This window comes from Micromonospora sp. DT62, assembly GCF_049847285.1.
GTDB classification, from domain to species: Bacteria; Actinomycetota; Actinomycetes; order Mycobacteriales; family Micromonosporaceae; genus Micromonospora; species Micromonospora reichwaldensis.
In genome coordinates, this window is sequence record NZ_JBNCOB010000001.1 from 440,389 (window position 1) to 455,501 (window position 15,113).

General features: G+C 73.3%; 12 protein-coding genes. 5 read left to right on the forward strand and 7 right to left on the reverse strand.

Features of this window, described 5'->3' with window-relative positions; all coding sequences use genetic code 11:
- Positions 1–18 precede the first annotated feature (18 nt).
- The gene (gene nrdR / locus ACPXCB_RS01975; RefSeq protein WP_425871573.1) at positions 19–519 is read right to left on the reverse strand and encodes a transcriptional regulator NrdR; all 501 of its coding nucleotides are present in this window, start codon (positions 517–519) and stop codon (positions 19–21) included.
- Between the two features lie 584 nt (positions 520–1,103).
- Between nrdR and lexA the strand changes: the two genes are divergently transcribed.
- Positions 1,104–1,886 (forward strand): transcriptional repressor LexA, encoded by a 783-nt coding sequence (gene lexA / locus ACPXCB_RS01980; protein WP_327030863.1) that lies wholly within the window; start codon positions 1,104–1,106, stop codon positions 1,884–1,886.
- Positions 1,887–2,009: 123 nt separating this feature from the next.
- Here the strand turns inward: lexA and ACPXCB_RS01985 are convergent, their stop codons facing one another.
- Positions 2,010–3,728: a hypothetical protein gene (locus ACPXCB_RS01985; protein ID WP_425871575.1), complete on the reverse strand. Its 1,719-nt coding sequence runs from the start codon at positions 3,726–3,728 to the stop codon at positions 2,010–2,012.
- 51 nt (positions 3,729–3,779) lie between these two features.
- Entirely contained in the window at positions 3,780–5,231 is a 1,452-nt protein-coding gene (hflX, locus tag ACPXCB_RS01990) for a GTPase HflX (protein WP_425871577.1), read from the reverse strand.
- Between the two features lie 174 nt (positions 5,232–5,405).
- Here hflX and ACPXCB_RS01995 point away from each other — a divergent pair, with 174 nt between their 5' ends.
- Complete coding sequence (locus ACPXCB_RS01995) at positions 5,406–6,872, forward strand: NAD-dependent malic enzyme (RefSeq protein ID WP_425871579.1); 1,467 nt, start codon at positions 5,406–5,408, stop codon at positions 6,870–6,872.
- 190 nt (positions 6,873–7,062) lie between these two features.
- On the opposite strand, the gene dapF is transcribed toward ACPXCB_RS01995, so the two are convergent.
- The 3 genes from dapF to ACPXCB_RS02010 are packed head-to-tail and all read right to left on the reverse strand — an operon-like array spanning position 7,063 to position 9,564.
- Positions 7,063–7,914, reverse strand: coding sequence for a diaminopimelate epimerase (gene dapF / locus ACPXCB_RS02000; protein ID WP_327030860.1), 852 nt, complete (start codon positions 7,912–7,914; stop codon positions 7,063–7,065).
- 7 nt (positions 7,915–7,921) lie between these two features.
- Positions 7,922–8,848, reverse strand: a complete 927-nt coding sequence (miaA, locus tag ACPXCB_RS02005; RefSeq protein WP_425871581.1) for a tRNA (adenosine(37)-N6)-dimethylallyltransferase MiaA — start codon at positions 8,846–8,848, stop codon at positions 7,922–7,924.
- Entirely contained in the window at positions 8,845–9,564 is a 720-nt protein-coding gene (locus ACPXCB_RS02010) for a hypothetical protein (RefSeq protein WP_425871583.1), read from the reverse strand. The genes miaA and ACPXCB_RS02010 overlap by 4 nt, the downstream gene beginning before the upstream one ends.
- A gap of 333 nt (positions 9,565–9,897) precedes the next feature.
- Between ACPXCB_RS02010 and ACPXCB_RS02015 the strand changes: the two genes are divergently transcribed.
- Positions 9,898–11,106, forward strand: a complete 1,209-nt coding sequence (locus ACPXCB_RS02015) for a DUF349 domain-containing protein (RefSeq protein ID WP_425871585.1) — start codon at positions 9,898–9,900, stop codon at positions 11,104–11,106.
- A 369-nt stretch (positions 11,107–11,475) separates the two neighbouring features.
- The gene (locus ACPXCB_RS02020) at positions 11,476–13,080 is read left to right on the forward strand and encodes a cellulase family glycosylhydrolase (protein WP_425871587.1); all 1,605 of its coding nucleotides are present in this window, start codon (positions 11,476–11,478) and stop codon (positions 13,078–13,080) included.
- 187 nt (positions 13,081–13,267) lie between these two features.
- On the opposite strand, the gene miaB is transcribed toward ACPXCB_RS02020, so the two are convergent.
- Entirely contained in the window at positions 13,268–14,794 is a 1,527-nt protein-coding gene (miaB, locus tag ACPXCB_RS02025) for a tRNA (N6-isopentenyl adenosine(37)-C2)-methylthiotransferase MiaB (RefSeq protein ID WP_425871589.1), read from the reverse strand.
- Between the two features lie 51 nt (positions 14,795–14,845).
- On the opposite strand from miaB, the gene ACPXCB_RS02030 reads away from it, so the two are divergent.
- Positions 14,846–15,076, forward strand: coding sequence for a DUF2277 family protein (locus ACPXCB_RS02030; RefSeq protein WP_132232942.1), 231 nt, complete (start codon positions 14,846–14,848; stop codon positions 15,074–15,076).
- Positions 15,077–15,113 lie beyond the last annotated feature (37 nt).

Below are 15,113 nucleotides of genomic sequence, written 5' to 3' on the forward strand. Positions count from 1 at the left end.
CAACAAACTGCGAAGAATTCAACTGGTACGGCCGGCGGCCTCAGCCGCGTCGGCCCCGGCGCCCTCCCGGGCGCGCGCGCCGGCTCGCAGCGTCTCGATCTCACGCTCGAAGTCGGCGAGCGAGTCGAACGACCGGTAGACGCTGGCGAACCGCATGTAGGCGACCTCGTCCAGGTCCCGTAGCGGACCCAGGATGGCCAGCCCCACCTCGTGGCTGGGGATCTCGGCGGCCCCCTTGGCCCGGACGGTCTCCTCGACCTTCTGCGCGAGCAGCGCGAGCGAGTCGTCGTCCACGGGCCGGCCCTGGCACGCCTTGCGCACCCCGCCGACGATCTTCGTACGACTGAACGGCTCGGTCACCCCGCTGCGCTTGACGACCGCGAGGACCGCCTCCTCGACGGTGGTGAACCGCTTGCCGCACTCCGGGCAGGATCGCCGCCGGCGGATCAACTGGCCGTCGTCGGCCTCCCGCGAGTCGACCACCCGGGAGTCGGCGTGTCGGCAGTACGGACACCGCATCGCACCCGACCTCCTTCATCGATCGCGGGTCCGCCGACCGCTCGCCGGGCACGCGTCAGCGCGACGGAGCCATCTGCCGATGGTCTTCGCCGTGTCGACGGTGCCGGAGTGCGGTGGGTAGTCGAACCCAACCTGTAGGCGACTTACGCCCGTGTGACTACTACATCTAGGGGTTGACCGTAGGCCGCTGCGGATCGGAGGTCAAGTTGGCCGGCGTGTCCGGCGCGTCACCCGACTCCCGGGTCGACCGGCACCGCCGCCCGCCGCAGGACCAACCGTCCGACGCCCCCGCGGGTTACCGGTCCGGCCGGTGCGAAACGGCCGACGATCGGACGAAAGTCGAACACCCGTTCGACCCGGCGTACCATTTATCAGAACACGAGTACGAGTGGAGCGGTTTTTCACCCCGACACGCCGAGCAAGGTCGTACAGATGTTTGAAAATGACCGATCTCACCTATACGGTCTTGAACAACCGGGCGCGGAATCCTCCGTCCGCCGGTCACCGCGCACCACCGCACGCACCGCACCACCGCACGCACCACGAGCCGCCAAGGCACCCAGCGCCGACCAGGGAGGACGGACGTGACCGAGGATCGGGCCAGCCGGCCGAAGAGCCCGCAGCAGATCACCGAGGCGGGACCGCCGGCCACCCGACGCCGGGGCGCCGCGCGCAGCCGGACCGGGCAGCCCGCCGTGCGCCCGGTCACCCCGGTGGTCAGTGCCTTCCCCGACCCCGCGACGGTGGATCTCACCGCCCGGCAGCGCCGGATCCTGGAGTTCATCCGCAGCTGGGTCGAGCGGCACGGCTACCCGCCGAGCGTGCGCGAGATCGGCGAGGCCGTCGGCCTGGTCTCGCCGTCCAGCGTCGCCTACCAGCTCAAGGAGCTGGAGAAGAAGGGCTTCCTGCGCCGCGACCCCAACCGGCCGCGCGCCGTGGACGTCCGGGCGCCCGCCGAGGTCGACGACGAACTGGCCCGCTCGCAGCGTCCCACCCCGGCCTACGTGCCGATGCTGGGCCGGATCGCGGCCGGTGGCCCGATCCTGGCCGAGCAGGCCGTGGAGGACATCTTCCCCCTCCCCCGCGAGCTGGTGGGTGAGGGCGAGGTCTTCATGCTCCAGGTCAAGGGCGACTCGATGCTGGACGCGGCGATCTGCGACGGCGACTGGGTCGTGGTCCGGCAGCAGCCGACCGCCGAGGCCGGCGACATCGTCGCCGCCATGCTCGACGGCGAGGCGACCGTGAAGACCTACCGCCGCCGCGACGGGCACGTCTGGCTCATGCCGCAGAACCCGGCCTTTGACCCGATCCCCGGCGACGACGCCACGATCATGGGCCGGGTCGTCGCGGTGCTGCGCCGCATCTGATCCGCCACCGCGCCGGGTGGCCGCCCTCGGCGGTCACCCGGGCGCCGTGCCGCTCGACTGCGGGCCCTGAGTGTCCGTCGTTGCCCTATCCGGCAGGCCCAGCCGTCTCCAGCAGGCCCAGCCTCAGTAGCGGTCGCCCCGGTAGCCCCGGCCACCACCGGGTACGTGACCGTAGCCGCGACCGTCGTCGGGGCCGTCGTCGCGCCGGCGGACCGGCCGCTGGCCGCGGGGGTCCGATTCGTCGCCCCGACGCGGCGGCTCCGCCCGGCCACCGCCGTAGACGCTGCCGCCCGGCTGTCCGCCGCCACCGTAGACACCGCTGCCCGGACGACCGTCACCCTGACGACCACCGCCACCACCCTGACGTCCGCCACCCTGACGTCCGCCACCACCCTGACGTCCGCCGCCACCCGGCGGCGGAACACCCGGGCCGGGCGGCCCGTCCACGGGCGGGCGACCGCCGCCGTAGACCCCGCCGCCAGCAACCGGACGGGCGCCACCGTAGACGCCACCGCCGGCCGGGCGGGCGCCACCGGGTCCCCCGCCGGCCGGCGCGGGACCGCCGCGCCCACCGGCCGGGCCGCCGTAGACGCCGGCCGCCGGTGCACCGCCGTAGACGCCCCGGCCCCGGTCGCCCGGCGGACCGAAGCCGTCGTCCGCCGGTCCACGCCGGTCGTCGGCGAGGACGTCGTCGCGGTCGGCACCGTCGTCGTCGCGAAGAGGCGCCGGCTTGCGCCGGGACCGGAGGATGCCGAAGACACCCGCCGCCACCATCAGCGCGCCGATCACCCCCACGGCCGCGATCAGGTACGTGATGTCGCTCAGGCTCAGGCCGTCGACCCAGGACTGGCTGGCTTTCTTCGGGGCGTCGCCCCCGCCGGCCACCGGCTTCGCGCCCTCCGCAGAGGGCGTGTAGCCGAGGATGTCGATCGGGGCGTCCTCGTCGAGCTGGCCGCCGTCGGAGACGGTCAGGAAGGTCTTGCCGTCGGGGCTGTAGCTGATCGCCTCACCGAACGGGTCGGCGAGCGCCGTCACCCGGGGCTTGCCGCCGGTCAGGGCCGCCACGACGTTGCCGTCGGTCACGTCGTACTCGAAGGCGTCGGCGTAGGTGCGCACCACCACCCGGGAGCCGTCGGGGGACCGGGCCGCGCCGGTGATCGCGACGCGGCCGGGGGCGCCGAGCCGGTTGTCCGTGTCCGTCTCCGGCAGGCTGATCTCGCCGACCTTCTTCATCGGTACGGCCGGGGTGTCCCCGCTCTTCATCTTCTCGGCGGGGGTGAAGATCTGGGCCTTGCCGGACATCACCTTGGTGATGATCAACGGGTTGCCGTCGTCGCCGATCAGCAGCGCCTCGGCGTCGTGCGGCTTGCCCTCCGGGTAGGAGAGGCGGTGCAGCACCGGCCGCTTCGACCCGTTGACCGGCATGCTCCACAGCGCCACCCGCGGGCGACGCTCCCGGCTGGTGACGTTGTCACCGGTGTCGGCGATCCAGATCGTCGCGCCGTCCGGGGAGAGCGCCAGGTCCTCGGTGTCGAACGGCCCCTGACCCGAGTAGCGGACCGGCTCCTTCGCGATCCCGCACTTGGTGTCGAGGAAGAAGACCCGCTTGCGGCTCTCCACGTCGGTGCCGTCGTTGATCACGATGTAGCCGCTCTTGGTGGCCACCAGGCCCGACAGCTCCCGCAGCCGCTCGTCGGTGACCGTGCACCGCTTCTTGCCGGGGGCGGCCGCGAGCGGGGACGCGGCCGAGGCGGGCGCCGCCGCCAGGGCGACTCCGGTACACGCCACGGTCGCCCCCAGCAAGCCGAGGGCGACCGTGACCGAAGAAACAGCGCGGCGCATTGAATCAGTGTCGCATGCCGGGCGTTTCCGACGCGTGACGCCGGGAGGGCGTCACCGGGCGCCCGCGACCGCCTGGCCCTCGTCCGCCCGGAACGGCGCCAACTCGGCGGCGAGCGCCTCGCCGACCCGCACGTGCACCAGGGTGCCCTCCGGCAGGTGGGAGGTGCTCAGCACCTCGCCCTGACGGTGCACCCGGGCCACCAGGTCGCCCCGGTCGTACGGCAGCACCGCGCGGATTTCCACAGCCGGGCGGGGCAGCCGTGTCTCGACGGCCTCGCGCAGCCCGTCGATCCCGCGACCCGTGTGCGCGGAGACGAAGACCGCCTCCGGCCAGAGCCGCTTGAGCCGCAGCAGCGTCTCCTCGTCGGCCGCGTCGGTCTTGTTGACCACCAGCAGCTCGGGCAGCCGGTCGGCGCCCACCTCGGCGAGCACCTCGTGGACCGCCCGGACCTGTTCCTCCGGGTCCGGGTGGGTGCCGTCGACGACGTGCACCACCAGGTCGGCCTCGGCGACCTCCTCCAGGGTCGAGCGGAACGCCTCGACGATCTGGTGGGGCAGGTGCCGGACGAACCCGACCGTGTCGGAGAGGGTGTAGAGCCGCCCGTCGGCCGTGGTGGCCTTGCGGGTGGTCGGGTCGAGGGTGGCGAAGAGCGCGTTCTCGACCAGCACGCCGGCCCCGGTGAGTCGGTTGAGCAGGCTCGACTTGCCGGCGTTGGTGTAGCCGGCGATGGCCACGGCCGGCACGGCGTTGCGGGAACGCCGGGCGCGCTTGGTCTGGCGTACGGTCCGCATGCCCTTGATCTCCCGGCGCAGCCGTGAGATGCGGTGGCGGATCCGGCGCCGGTCGGTCTCCAGCTTCGTCTCACCGGGGCCGCGCAGACCCACGCCGCCGCCGGCGCCGCCGCCACGACCGCTACCACCGGTCTGCCGCGAGAGGGTCTCACCCCAACCGCGCAGGCGCGGCAGCAGGTATTCGAGCTGGGCCAGCTCGACCTGCGCCTTGCCTTCCTTGCTCTTGGCGTGCTGGGCGAAGATGTCGAGGATCAGCGCGGTGCGGTCGACCACCTTGACCTTGGTGCGCTGCTCCAGGTTGCGCAGCTGGGACGGCGACAGCTCACCGTCGCAGATCACCGTGTCGGCGCCGGTGGAGAGCACCACCGAGCCGAGGTCGTCGACCTTGCCCCGGCCGACGTAGGTGGCGGGGTCGGGGCGGTTGCGCCGCTGGATCAGCCCCTCGAGCACCTGCGAGCCGGCGGTCTCCGCCAGCGCGGCCAGCTCGGTGAGGGAGTTCTCGGCGTCGCTCTGCGAGCCCTCGGTCCAGACGCCGACGAGGACGACGCGCTCCAGGCGCAGCTGGCGGTATTCGACCTCGGTGATGTCCGCGAGCTCGGTGGAGAGGCCGGGGACCCGCCGCAGCGCCTGCCGCTCCGACAGCTCGAACTCACCGGTGGTGGCGTCGAGCTCGTCGTCCTCGTAGGGAAGAAGGGTCTCCTGGTTGTGCAAGCCGGTCTCCTGTCCGTTCTGTCACGTACCGAGCAATCCTGACATGTGCCAACGCGGAACGCACCCGCTATATGCCCGCTCGAACGGGCCACAAAAGTGGGGGCGGATGCCGGAGGGGCCCGCCGGGGCGAGTAGAAAGGCGGGGCAGCCGTTCAGCGTCGACGGAGGGACCCCGTGGCCATCACCCGACTTCCAAGTGCCGGATTCTCGATCACGATTCGGATCGCCGTGCCGGCGGACGCGTCCTCGATCGGCCGGCTGACCACCTCCGTGGGTGAGGCCGGGGCGATCGTCACCGCGCTCGACGTGGTGGACTCCGACCCGACCCACGTGCTCGTCGACCTGACCTGCGACACCGCCGACGCCAGCCACGCCGACCAGGTGGTCGACGCGTTGACGGCGCTGGACGGCGTGGACGTGCGCAAGGTCTCCGACCGGACCTTCCTCCTGCACCTCGGCGGCAAGATCGAGGTCAGCTCGAAGGTGGCGCTGCGCAACCGCGACGAGCTGTCCCGGGCGTACACCCCGGGGGTGGCGCGGGTCTGCATGGCGATCGCGGAGAACCCGGCCGACGCCCGCCGGCTGACCATCAAGCGCAACACCGTGGCCGTGGTCAGCGACGGCTCCGCCGTGCTGGGCCTGGGCAACCTCGGGCCGGCGGCGTCGCTGCCGGTGATGGAGGGCAAGGCCGCGCTGTTCAAGCGCTTCGGCGGGGTGGACGCCTGGCCGGTGGTGCTCGACACCCAGGACACCGACGAGATCGTGCAGATCGTCAAGGCGATCGCCCCGGCGTACGGCGGGATCAACCTGGAGGACATCGCCGCGCCGCGCTGCTTCGAGATCGAGGCGCGGCTGCGCGAGGCGCTGGACATCCCGGTCTTCCACGACGACCAGCACGGCACCGCGATCTGCGTGCTGGCCGCGCTGACCAACGCGCTGCGCGTCGTGGGCAAGCAGCTCGCGGACGTCCGGGTCGTGGTCTCCGGCGCGGGCGCGGCCGGCACCGCGATCATGAAGCTGCTGCTGCGCCAGGGCGTCGGCGACATCATCGCGTACGACCGGAAGGGCGCCCTGCACCGCGGCCAGAGCGGGCTCAACCCGGCCTGGCAGTGGCTGGCTGAGAACACCAACAAGGAGAACTACTCCGGCGACCTGGCCGGGGCGGTACGCGGCGCGGACGTCTTCATCGGGGTGAGCGCGCCGAACCTGCTCACCGGCGACGACATCGCCACGATGGCCAAGGACTCGATCGTCTTCGCGCTCGCCAACCCGGACCCGGAGGTCGACCCGCGGGAGGCACGCAAGTACGCCGCCGTCGTCGCCACCGGCCGCTCCGACCAGCCGAACCAGATCAACAACGTGCTCGCCTTCCCGGGTGTCTTCCGGGGCATGCTGGACGCGCACGCCGAGGAGTTCACCGAGGAGATGGCGATCGCGGCGGCCCGGGCCATCGCGGACGTGGTCGGCGAGGACAAGATCAACCCGACGGTGATCGTGCCCAGCGTCTTCGACTCCCGGGTCTCCCCGGCGGTCGCCGCAGCGGTCCGCGCCGCCGCCCAGAACCCGGCCCCCGCCCCCGCCGCCGACCCGGGCCCCGCCGACCTCCCCGAGATCGCCGCCGAAGCCAGCGCCACCCCCTGACCCCACCCACCCACCCCGCCCACCCCGCCCGCTCCACCCACCCCACCCACCCAACCGCTCCGCCCGGCCCGCCCCGAGCGCGTTGATCATGAAGTTATTGCCCTAGGAAAACGCTCTCCCCGGCAATAACTTCATGATCAACGGGGTCAGGGGGGGTCGAGGGCGGCGCGGGGGCCGGGGCCAGGGTGGGTCAGGGGGACGTGGTGAGGGTGGTGGGGTCCAGGGTGCCGGTGGCTACCAGGGTGGCCGGGCCGGCCAGCCAGCAGGAGTCCTCCGTCACCGTGACCGAGAGGCGTCCGCCCGGGACGTCCACCGCCAGCACGCCGGTGTCCCGGCCGGCGTCGCGCAGGGCCACCGCGGCCACCGCGCAGGCGCCCGTGCCGCAGGAGAGAGTCTCGGCGGAGCCGCGCTCGTAGACGCGCATGAGCACGTGGCCGTCGGTGTCGTCGACGGGCTCGCCGGGGGCCGTGAACTCCACGTTCACCCCGGCGGGGAAGACCGCCGGGTCGACGTCGGGGGCCCGGGTGAGGTCGAGCGCGGTCAGCTCCAGCCCGGCCGGCAGCGCGCAGACCAGGTGCGGGTTGCCCACGTCCACGGCCGTGCCGGGCAGGGTCAGCCCGCCGAGGGTGGCGGTCGCGGTGTCGTACAGCCGGGGGCGGCGCATCTCGACGGCGATGGCGTCGGCCGTGACCAGCGCGCGCACGACGCCGGCCCGGGTGGCCACCGGCAGCGCCCCTTCCGCCGGCTCGGCCAGCCCGGAGGCGACCAGGTAGCGGACGAAGACCCGGGCGCCGTTGCCGCACATCTCCGCGAACGACCCGTCGGCGTTCCAGTAGTCCATGAACCACTCGGCCTCGCCGGCCGTCGCGGCGCCCTCCGGGTGCGCGGCCGCCCGGACCACCCGCAGCACGCCGTCGCCGCCGAGGCCGCGCCGCCGGTCGCAGAGGGCCGCGACCAGCCCCGGGGTCAGGTCGAGCCGGTTGTCCGGATCGGGGAGGATGACGAAGTCGTTGCCGGTGCCGTGGCCCTTGGTGAACTGCACGCCCCCATCATCGCGCAGCGGCGGGGAGCAGTCGCAGGGCGGCCGGGACCAGCTCCGGCGCCGACGAGTCCAGCCAGTGGATCCGCGGGTCGCGGCGGAACCAGGACCGCTGCCGCCGGACGAAACGCCGGGTGGCCCGGACGGTCTCGTCGTGCGCCTCGGCCTCGGTCAGTTCCCCGGCGAGGAAGCGCAGCACCTGCTGGTAGCCGAGCGCGCGGCTGGCCGTACGTCCCTCGGGCAGGCCGCGCCCCACCAGGTCCCGGGTCTCGGCGACCAGCCCGTCGGCCCACATCCGGTCCACCCGTAGGGCGATCCGCTCGTCCAGCAGCGCGGTGTCCAGGTCCACGCCGAGCTGCACCGAGGGGTAGTACGGGGTCGGTTCGGGCAGCGCGGCGGTGAACGGCGCCCCGGTCAGCTCGATGACCTCCAGGGCGCGCACGATCCGCCGGCCGTTGCCGGGCAGGATCCCCGCCGCGGCGGCCGGGTCGGCCTCGCGCAGCCGGGCGTAGAGGGGCGCGGGGCCGACCTCGGTCAGCTCCCGTTCCAGCCGCTCGCGCACCGCCGGGTCGGTGCCGGGGAACTCGAAGCGCTCCAGCACCGCCCGCACGTAGAGGCCGGAGCCGCCGACCAGCAGCGGCACCCGGCCCCGGGCCAGGACATCGTCGACGGCGGCGCGGGCCAGCCGCTGGTACTCGGCGACGCTCGCCGGCTCGGTGACGTCCCAGATGTCCAGCAGGTGGTGCGGCACCCCCTCGCGCTCGGCCGGGGTGAGCTTGGCGGTGCCCACGTCCATGCCCCGGTAGAGCTGCATCGAGTCGGCGTTGACCACCTCGCCGTCGAGGGCGTGCGCGAGGGCGATGCTCAGCGCCGACTTGCCGGCCGCCGTCGGCCCGACCACGGCGACGACCGTCCCGGCCGGTGGACGGGTGGTCACGCGGGCGTCCAGGACGACACGAGGTAGGCGACGCCGTACGGCGCCGAGTGGTGGCGCAGCTCGCCACGCCAGTCGCCGCCCGTCGCACGGACCGCGCCGGCCAGCACCTGCCAGGGCGCCCGGCCGGCGGCCTTCAGCTCCGCCGACAGGACCGGGTCCAGGTCGAGCAGGGCCTCGGCGTCCGCGTCGGCCAGGGCACGGGCGACCCCGTCGTCGTACGCCTCGGCGCGCGGGTCGTCGTAGCCGGGCGACTTCGGGCCGCGGCAGGCCGACCCGTCCCCCGTCACCAGCAGGGCGGTACGCGGCTCCGTCGCCGCGCCGAGCGCCGCCCCCAGCTCGGCGCACTCCGCCGGGGAGGCGTCGGACGCGACGGAGTGGGCCAGCCGGGGCAGCTCGGTGCGGGAGCGGCCGACCAGCCACGCGCCGATGGTCAGGCTCAGCGGCAGCCGCTCGCCGCCGGCGCAGTTCACCTTCCACAGCCGTACGGCCCGGTCGAGGCCGTACTGGCGCAGCGAGCCGTGGTCGGCCGCGTTGAAGCGGGCGGTCTCCGGCCCGTCGCCGACCAGGACGATCACCTCGGGACCGGCGGCGAGCAGCCCGGCGACGGCGGCGTCGCAGGCGGCGCGGAGCTCGTCCAGCTCGGGCGCGGCGGCACCGGCCAACTCGGGGACGATCAGCGGCGGGTGGGGGCAGACGGCAGCGGCGACCAGGGGCACCCGGCAACGGTATCGGCACGACGGCGCCCGGCGCCCCGCACCCGGGCTCTTCGAGCCGCCGCTGCCGGCCTGTCCTCGCCGGCGGGTCGCCCGCGTGGCCGGAGTCGCCACGCCACCGACGACGCCCGCCCGTCCGGACGCGTCGTACGCCGGATTCCGACACTCCTCCCAGGGAGCCTGTCCGCAGGCGCTAGGACACCGTATGGTCACGGTCGGCGATAGGCGCTCGACGGGAACGGGGTCGTACCTGTGACAATGCCGGGGGAAACTTTGCTGCGCCGTGGCGGCGATCGCGGGACTGCTCCCCGACGCCGGGAGAACGAGGATGGGCACATGAGCGACTGGACTGCCTTCGGACGGGTGGACGCGGACGGCACCGTGTACGTCAAGACCGCCGACGGCGAGCGGGTGGTCGGATCCTGGCAGGCGGGAGCGCCCGAGGAGGGGCTGGCCCACTTCGCCCGCCGCTTCGACGACCTGGTCACCGAGGTCAACCTGACGGAGGCCCGGCTCAAGTCGGGTGCCGCCGACGCCGGCCATTCACTGACCACCATCCGGCGGATCCGCGCGTCGCTGGCCGAGGCGCACGTCGTCGGCGACATCGACGCGCTGGCCGCCCGGCTGGACCGCCTCGCCACGGTCGCCGAGGAGAAGGCCGGCGAGGCCAAGGCCGCCCGCGACGCCGCGCGCGTCGAGGCGCTCGCCCGCAAGCAGACCCTGGTGGAGGAGGCGGAGAAGCTCGCCGCCGAGTCGACCGGCTGGAAGACCGCCGGGGACCGGCTGAAGGAGATCCTCGACGAGTGGAAGACCATCCGCGGGGTCGACAAGAAGACCGACGGTGAGCTGTGGAAGCGGTTCGCCGCCGCCCGGGACGGCTTCACCCGCCGCCGGGGCGCCCACTTCGCCTCCCTGGACTCTCAGCGCAAGCAGGCGCAGACGGTCAAGGAGGAGCTGGTCGCCGAGGCCGAGAAGCTCAAGGACTCCACCGAGTGGGCGGCCACCGCCAACCAGCTCAAGGAGCTGATGAACCAGTGGAAGGCCGCGCCCCGCGCCTCGAAGGAGGCGGAGCAGAAGCTCTGGGAACGGTTCCGGGGCGCGCAGGACGAGTTCTTCACCCGGCGCAGCGAGGTCTTCTCCGCCCGCGACAACGAGCAGCGGGGCAACCTGGAGCGCAAGCAGGCGCTGCTCGCCGAGGCCGAGGCGCTGGACGTCGACGGCGACCCGAAGGGCGCGCAGGCCAAGCTGCGGGACATCCAGGCCCAGTGGCACGAGGCCGGCCGGGTGCCCCGTGAGGCGGCGGCCGGGCTGGAGCGCCGGCTGCGGGCGATCGACGAGAAGGTCCGCGAGGTGATGGACTCCGCGTGGCGGCGCACCACCAAGGAGGACAACCCGCTGCTCGCCCAGATGCGCGCGCAGGTCGCCGAAGCCGAGGAGCGGCTGGCCCGGGCCCAGGCGGCCGGGGACGCCCGGCGGGTCAAGGAGGCCGAGCAGGCGCTGGCCTCGAAGCGGCAGTTCCTCCAGCTCGCCGAGCAGGCCGGCTGAGCCGGAACGCCCCACTGCGACGGGCCCCGAGCCACCACGGACCGAGCCACCACGGAAGCCCCCGATCCGCCACGGACCGGGGGCTTCCGCCTGTCCGCCCGCAGCCGCCCGGGCCGGACACGCGACGGTTGACGCATCGAGGCAGGCTGATCAGAATGAGCGGCGGAGCCAGGTCCGGCACCGGCGCGAGGGCGCCGACGGCGCACACCGCGTCGTCGGGGACGCCGGTGGTCCACGCGAGCGGCCGCATCCCACGTGGCACGTTCCGTCGCGCCCTGTCCGCGTACTCCCTGAGGGAGCGTGACGGTCGTCGCCCGGTTCCCGCCCGCGCCGCCCAGGCGGCGGCGGGCAGTTCGAAGTGGAGCTCGCATGCACCGACGCAGCGCCCTCGGCGGCGCGATCACCGCGCTCGCCACCGCAGCGGCCGGCGTCCTCGTCGCCGCCGCCGTCAGCACCGCCCCGGCCGTCGCCGCCCCCGCCGGCACCGGGACCGGCTACCTGCACACCAACGGCAACAAGATCGTCGACAGCACCGGCGCGACGGTACGCATCACCGGCATCAACTGGTTCGGCATGGAGACCGACAACAAGACCTTCCACGGGCTGTGGTCCACGAACCCGTGGCGGGGACAGATCGACAAGATGGCCAGCCTCGGCTACAACACGCTGCGCGTGCCGTACTCGAACGACGCGCTGAAGCCGGGCGCCACGGCCAGCGGCATCAACGACTTCGTCAACCCGGACCTGGTCGGGCTCTCCCCGTTGCAGATCCTCGACAAGGTCATCGCCTACGCCGGCGGCAAGGGGATGCGGGTCATCCTCGACCGGCACCGGCCGACGTCCGCCGGCCAGTCCGCGCTCTGGTACGCCCCGACGGTCTCCGAGGCGACCTGGATCAACGACTGGAAGATGCTCGCCCAGCGGTACGCCGGCAACACCACGGTGATCGGGGCGGACCTGCACAACGAGCCGCACGCCGAGGGGACCAACCCGGCGGCCACGGGCGCGTGCTGGGGCTGCGGCGACCCGGCCCGGGACTGGCGGCTGGCCGCCGAGCGGGCCGGCAACGCGGTCCTGTCGGTGCAGCCGAACTGGCTGATCTTCGTGGAGGGCGTGAGCTGCCCCAGCGGCGGCCTCTCCAACGTCTGGGACAACGATCCGAGCAACGACGAGGACTGCGGCTGGTGGGGCGGCAACCTGACGAAGGCGAAGGACTTCCCCGTCCGGCTCGACGTGCCGAACCGGCTGGTCTACTCGCCACACGAGTACGCCACCTCGGTCTTCGAGCAGAACTGGTTCAAGTCCCCCGACTTCCCGACGAACCTGCCGGGCATCTGGGACAAGTACTGGGGTTACCTCTACAAGCAGAACATCGCGCCGATCATGATGGGCGAGTTCGGCAGCACCCTGGCCGACCCCCGCGACAAGGTGTGGCTGGAGAAGCTGATGGCCTACACCGGCACCGGGATCGACGGGATGTCCTTCACCTACTGGTCGTGGAACCCGAACTCGGGTGACACCGGGGGCATCGCGCTCGACGACTGGACGAACATCAACACCACCAAGCAGGCCATCCTCCAGCCGTACCTGATCGCGCCGGTGGGCGGCGGGGGCGGCCCCACCGGCACGCCGACGGCGACGCCGACCTCGTCGCCGCCTCCGCCGACCGGTGGCTGCACGGGCGCGTACCGGCAGGTCAACGCGTGGCAGGGCGGCTTCCAGGGGGAGCTGACGGTGACGAACACCGGCACGGGCACGGTCAACCCGTGGCAGGTCACCTGGACCTGGCCGGCCGGGGTGAGCCTGGCCAGCGGCTGGAACGCCACGGTGACCCAGTCGGGCACCACGGTGACGGCGGCGGCGCCGACCTGGGCGGGGGCGCTGGCGCCGGGCGCCTCGGTGACGGTCGGTTTCACCGCCAACGGCCCGTCCGCCGCGCCGGGTGCCGTGAAGCTCAACGGCGTCGCCTGCTGATCCGCCTCCGACCGGCAGCGGCCAGGCCGGCGGCAGCGTCCGGGCCATCCCGTACTCGTACAGCCTGGACGCCGCGAGCAGCGTGAAGTCCATCGTCACGGGCGGCGCGGGCGCGGGTCGGATCCAGGTGTGACCGGCTGATCGCACCGGCCGGGGCCTGCGCGCGCAGGCCCCGGCCGGTCGCGGGTCAGTGCGCGGCGCAGCCGGTCGTCGGCGCGGGCGCCGCGGCCGGCGCGCCGATCGTGGGCAGCCCGAGCAGCACCCCCGGCGTACGCGGGGCGCGTCCCGCCTCGGCCGCGTCGCCGGCCCGGGTGCGCCGGTGCGCCAGCGGCTCGCCGTCGGCGTTCAGGTGGTGCGGTGCGGCGTAGGTGATGGTGGTGTGCACGACGTCGCCGGGGCGGATCCGCCCGGCGAGGGAACCGGCGTCGCCCTGCTGGCCGTTCGCGCCGGTGGCGAAGTGGACCAGGCGGCCGTCGCGGGCGCGGCCGGACATCCGACCCGTGCGCTCGTCCTTGCGCCCCTCGCCGACGGCGACCAGCACCTCGACGGTCTCCCCCAGCAGCTTCTTGTTCTCCGCCCAGGTGATCTCCTCCACGCAGGCGATCAGCCGCTCGTAGCGCTCCTGCACGACCTGCTTGGGCAGCTGGCTGTCCATGGTGGCGGCCGGGGTGCCGGGGCGCTTGGAGTACTGGAAGGTGAACGCCGACGAGAACCGGGCCTCGCGGACCACGTCGAGGGTGCGCTCGAAGTCGGCGTCGGTCTCGCCGGGGAAGCCGACGATGATGTCGGTGGTGATCGCCGCGTCCGGCATCGCCGCCCGGACCTTTTCGATGATGCCCAGGTAGCGGTCGGCCCGGTACGAGCGGCGCATCGCGCGCAGCACGTCGTCGGAGCCGGACTGGAGCGGCATGTGCAGCGAGTGGCAGACGTTGGGCGTCTCGGCCATCGCGGCGATCACGTCGTCGGTGAAGTCCTTCGGGTGCGGGCTGGTGAACCGCACCCGCTCCAGCCCCTCGATGTCGCCGCAGGCGCGCAGCAGCTTGCCGAAGGCCAGCCGGTCACCGAACTCCACGCCGTAGGAGTTGACGTTCTGCCCGAGCAGGGTCACCTCCAGCACGCCCTCATCGACCAGGGCGCGGACCTCGGAGAGGATGTCGCCGGGGCGGCGGTCCTTCTCCTTGCCCCGCAGAGAGGGCACGATGCAGAACGTGCAGGTGTTGTTGCAGCCGACGGAGATCGACACCCAGCCCGCGTACGTGGACTCGCGCCGGGTGGGCAGCGTCGAGGGGAAGACGTCGAGGGACTCGAGGATCTCCACCTCGGCAGCCGTGTTGTGCCGGGCCCGCTCCAGCAGCACCGGCAGCGACCCGATGTTGTGCGTGCCGAACACCACGTCGACCCAGGGTGCCTTGCGGACGATCTCGCCCCGGTCCTTCTGGGCCAGGCAGCCGCCCACGGCGATCTGCATCCCCGGGTGCCTGGCCTTGACGGGGCGCAGGTGACCGAGGTTGCCGTAGAGCCGGTTGTCGGCGTTCTCCCGGACGGCGCAGGTGTTGAACACCACCACGTCCGGGTTGTCGTCGGCTTCGGCGGCGCGCACGTAGCCCGCCTGCTCCAGCAGGCCGGAGATGCGCTCGGAGTCGTGCACGTTCATCTGGCAGCCGTAGGTGCGCACCTGATAGGTGCGCGGGCTGCTCGCCGCTGCGGTAGTCATGACCCGGACAGCGTATCCGGGCCCACCGACCGGACTTAACGAGGAGGAGCCGTGTGCCGGAGCATCAAGACCCTACGTGAGCCGTACGTCGCCGAGGTGACCCCGGGCGACGTCGACGCGGCGGCGTTGCAGTACGTCCGCAAGATCTCGGGTTTCCGCAAGCCCGCCGCCCACAACGCCGCGGCCTTCGACGCGGCGGTCGCCGCCGTCGCCGCGGCCACCGCGACCCTGCTCGCCGAGTTGGAGGTACGCGGCGGCCGCTCCGCCAGCCCGGCGAGCTGATCCCGCCGCCGGGCCGGGACGGGGGTCCCGCCCCCGC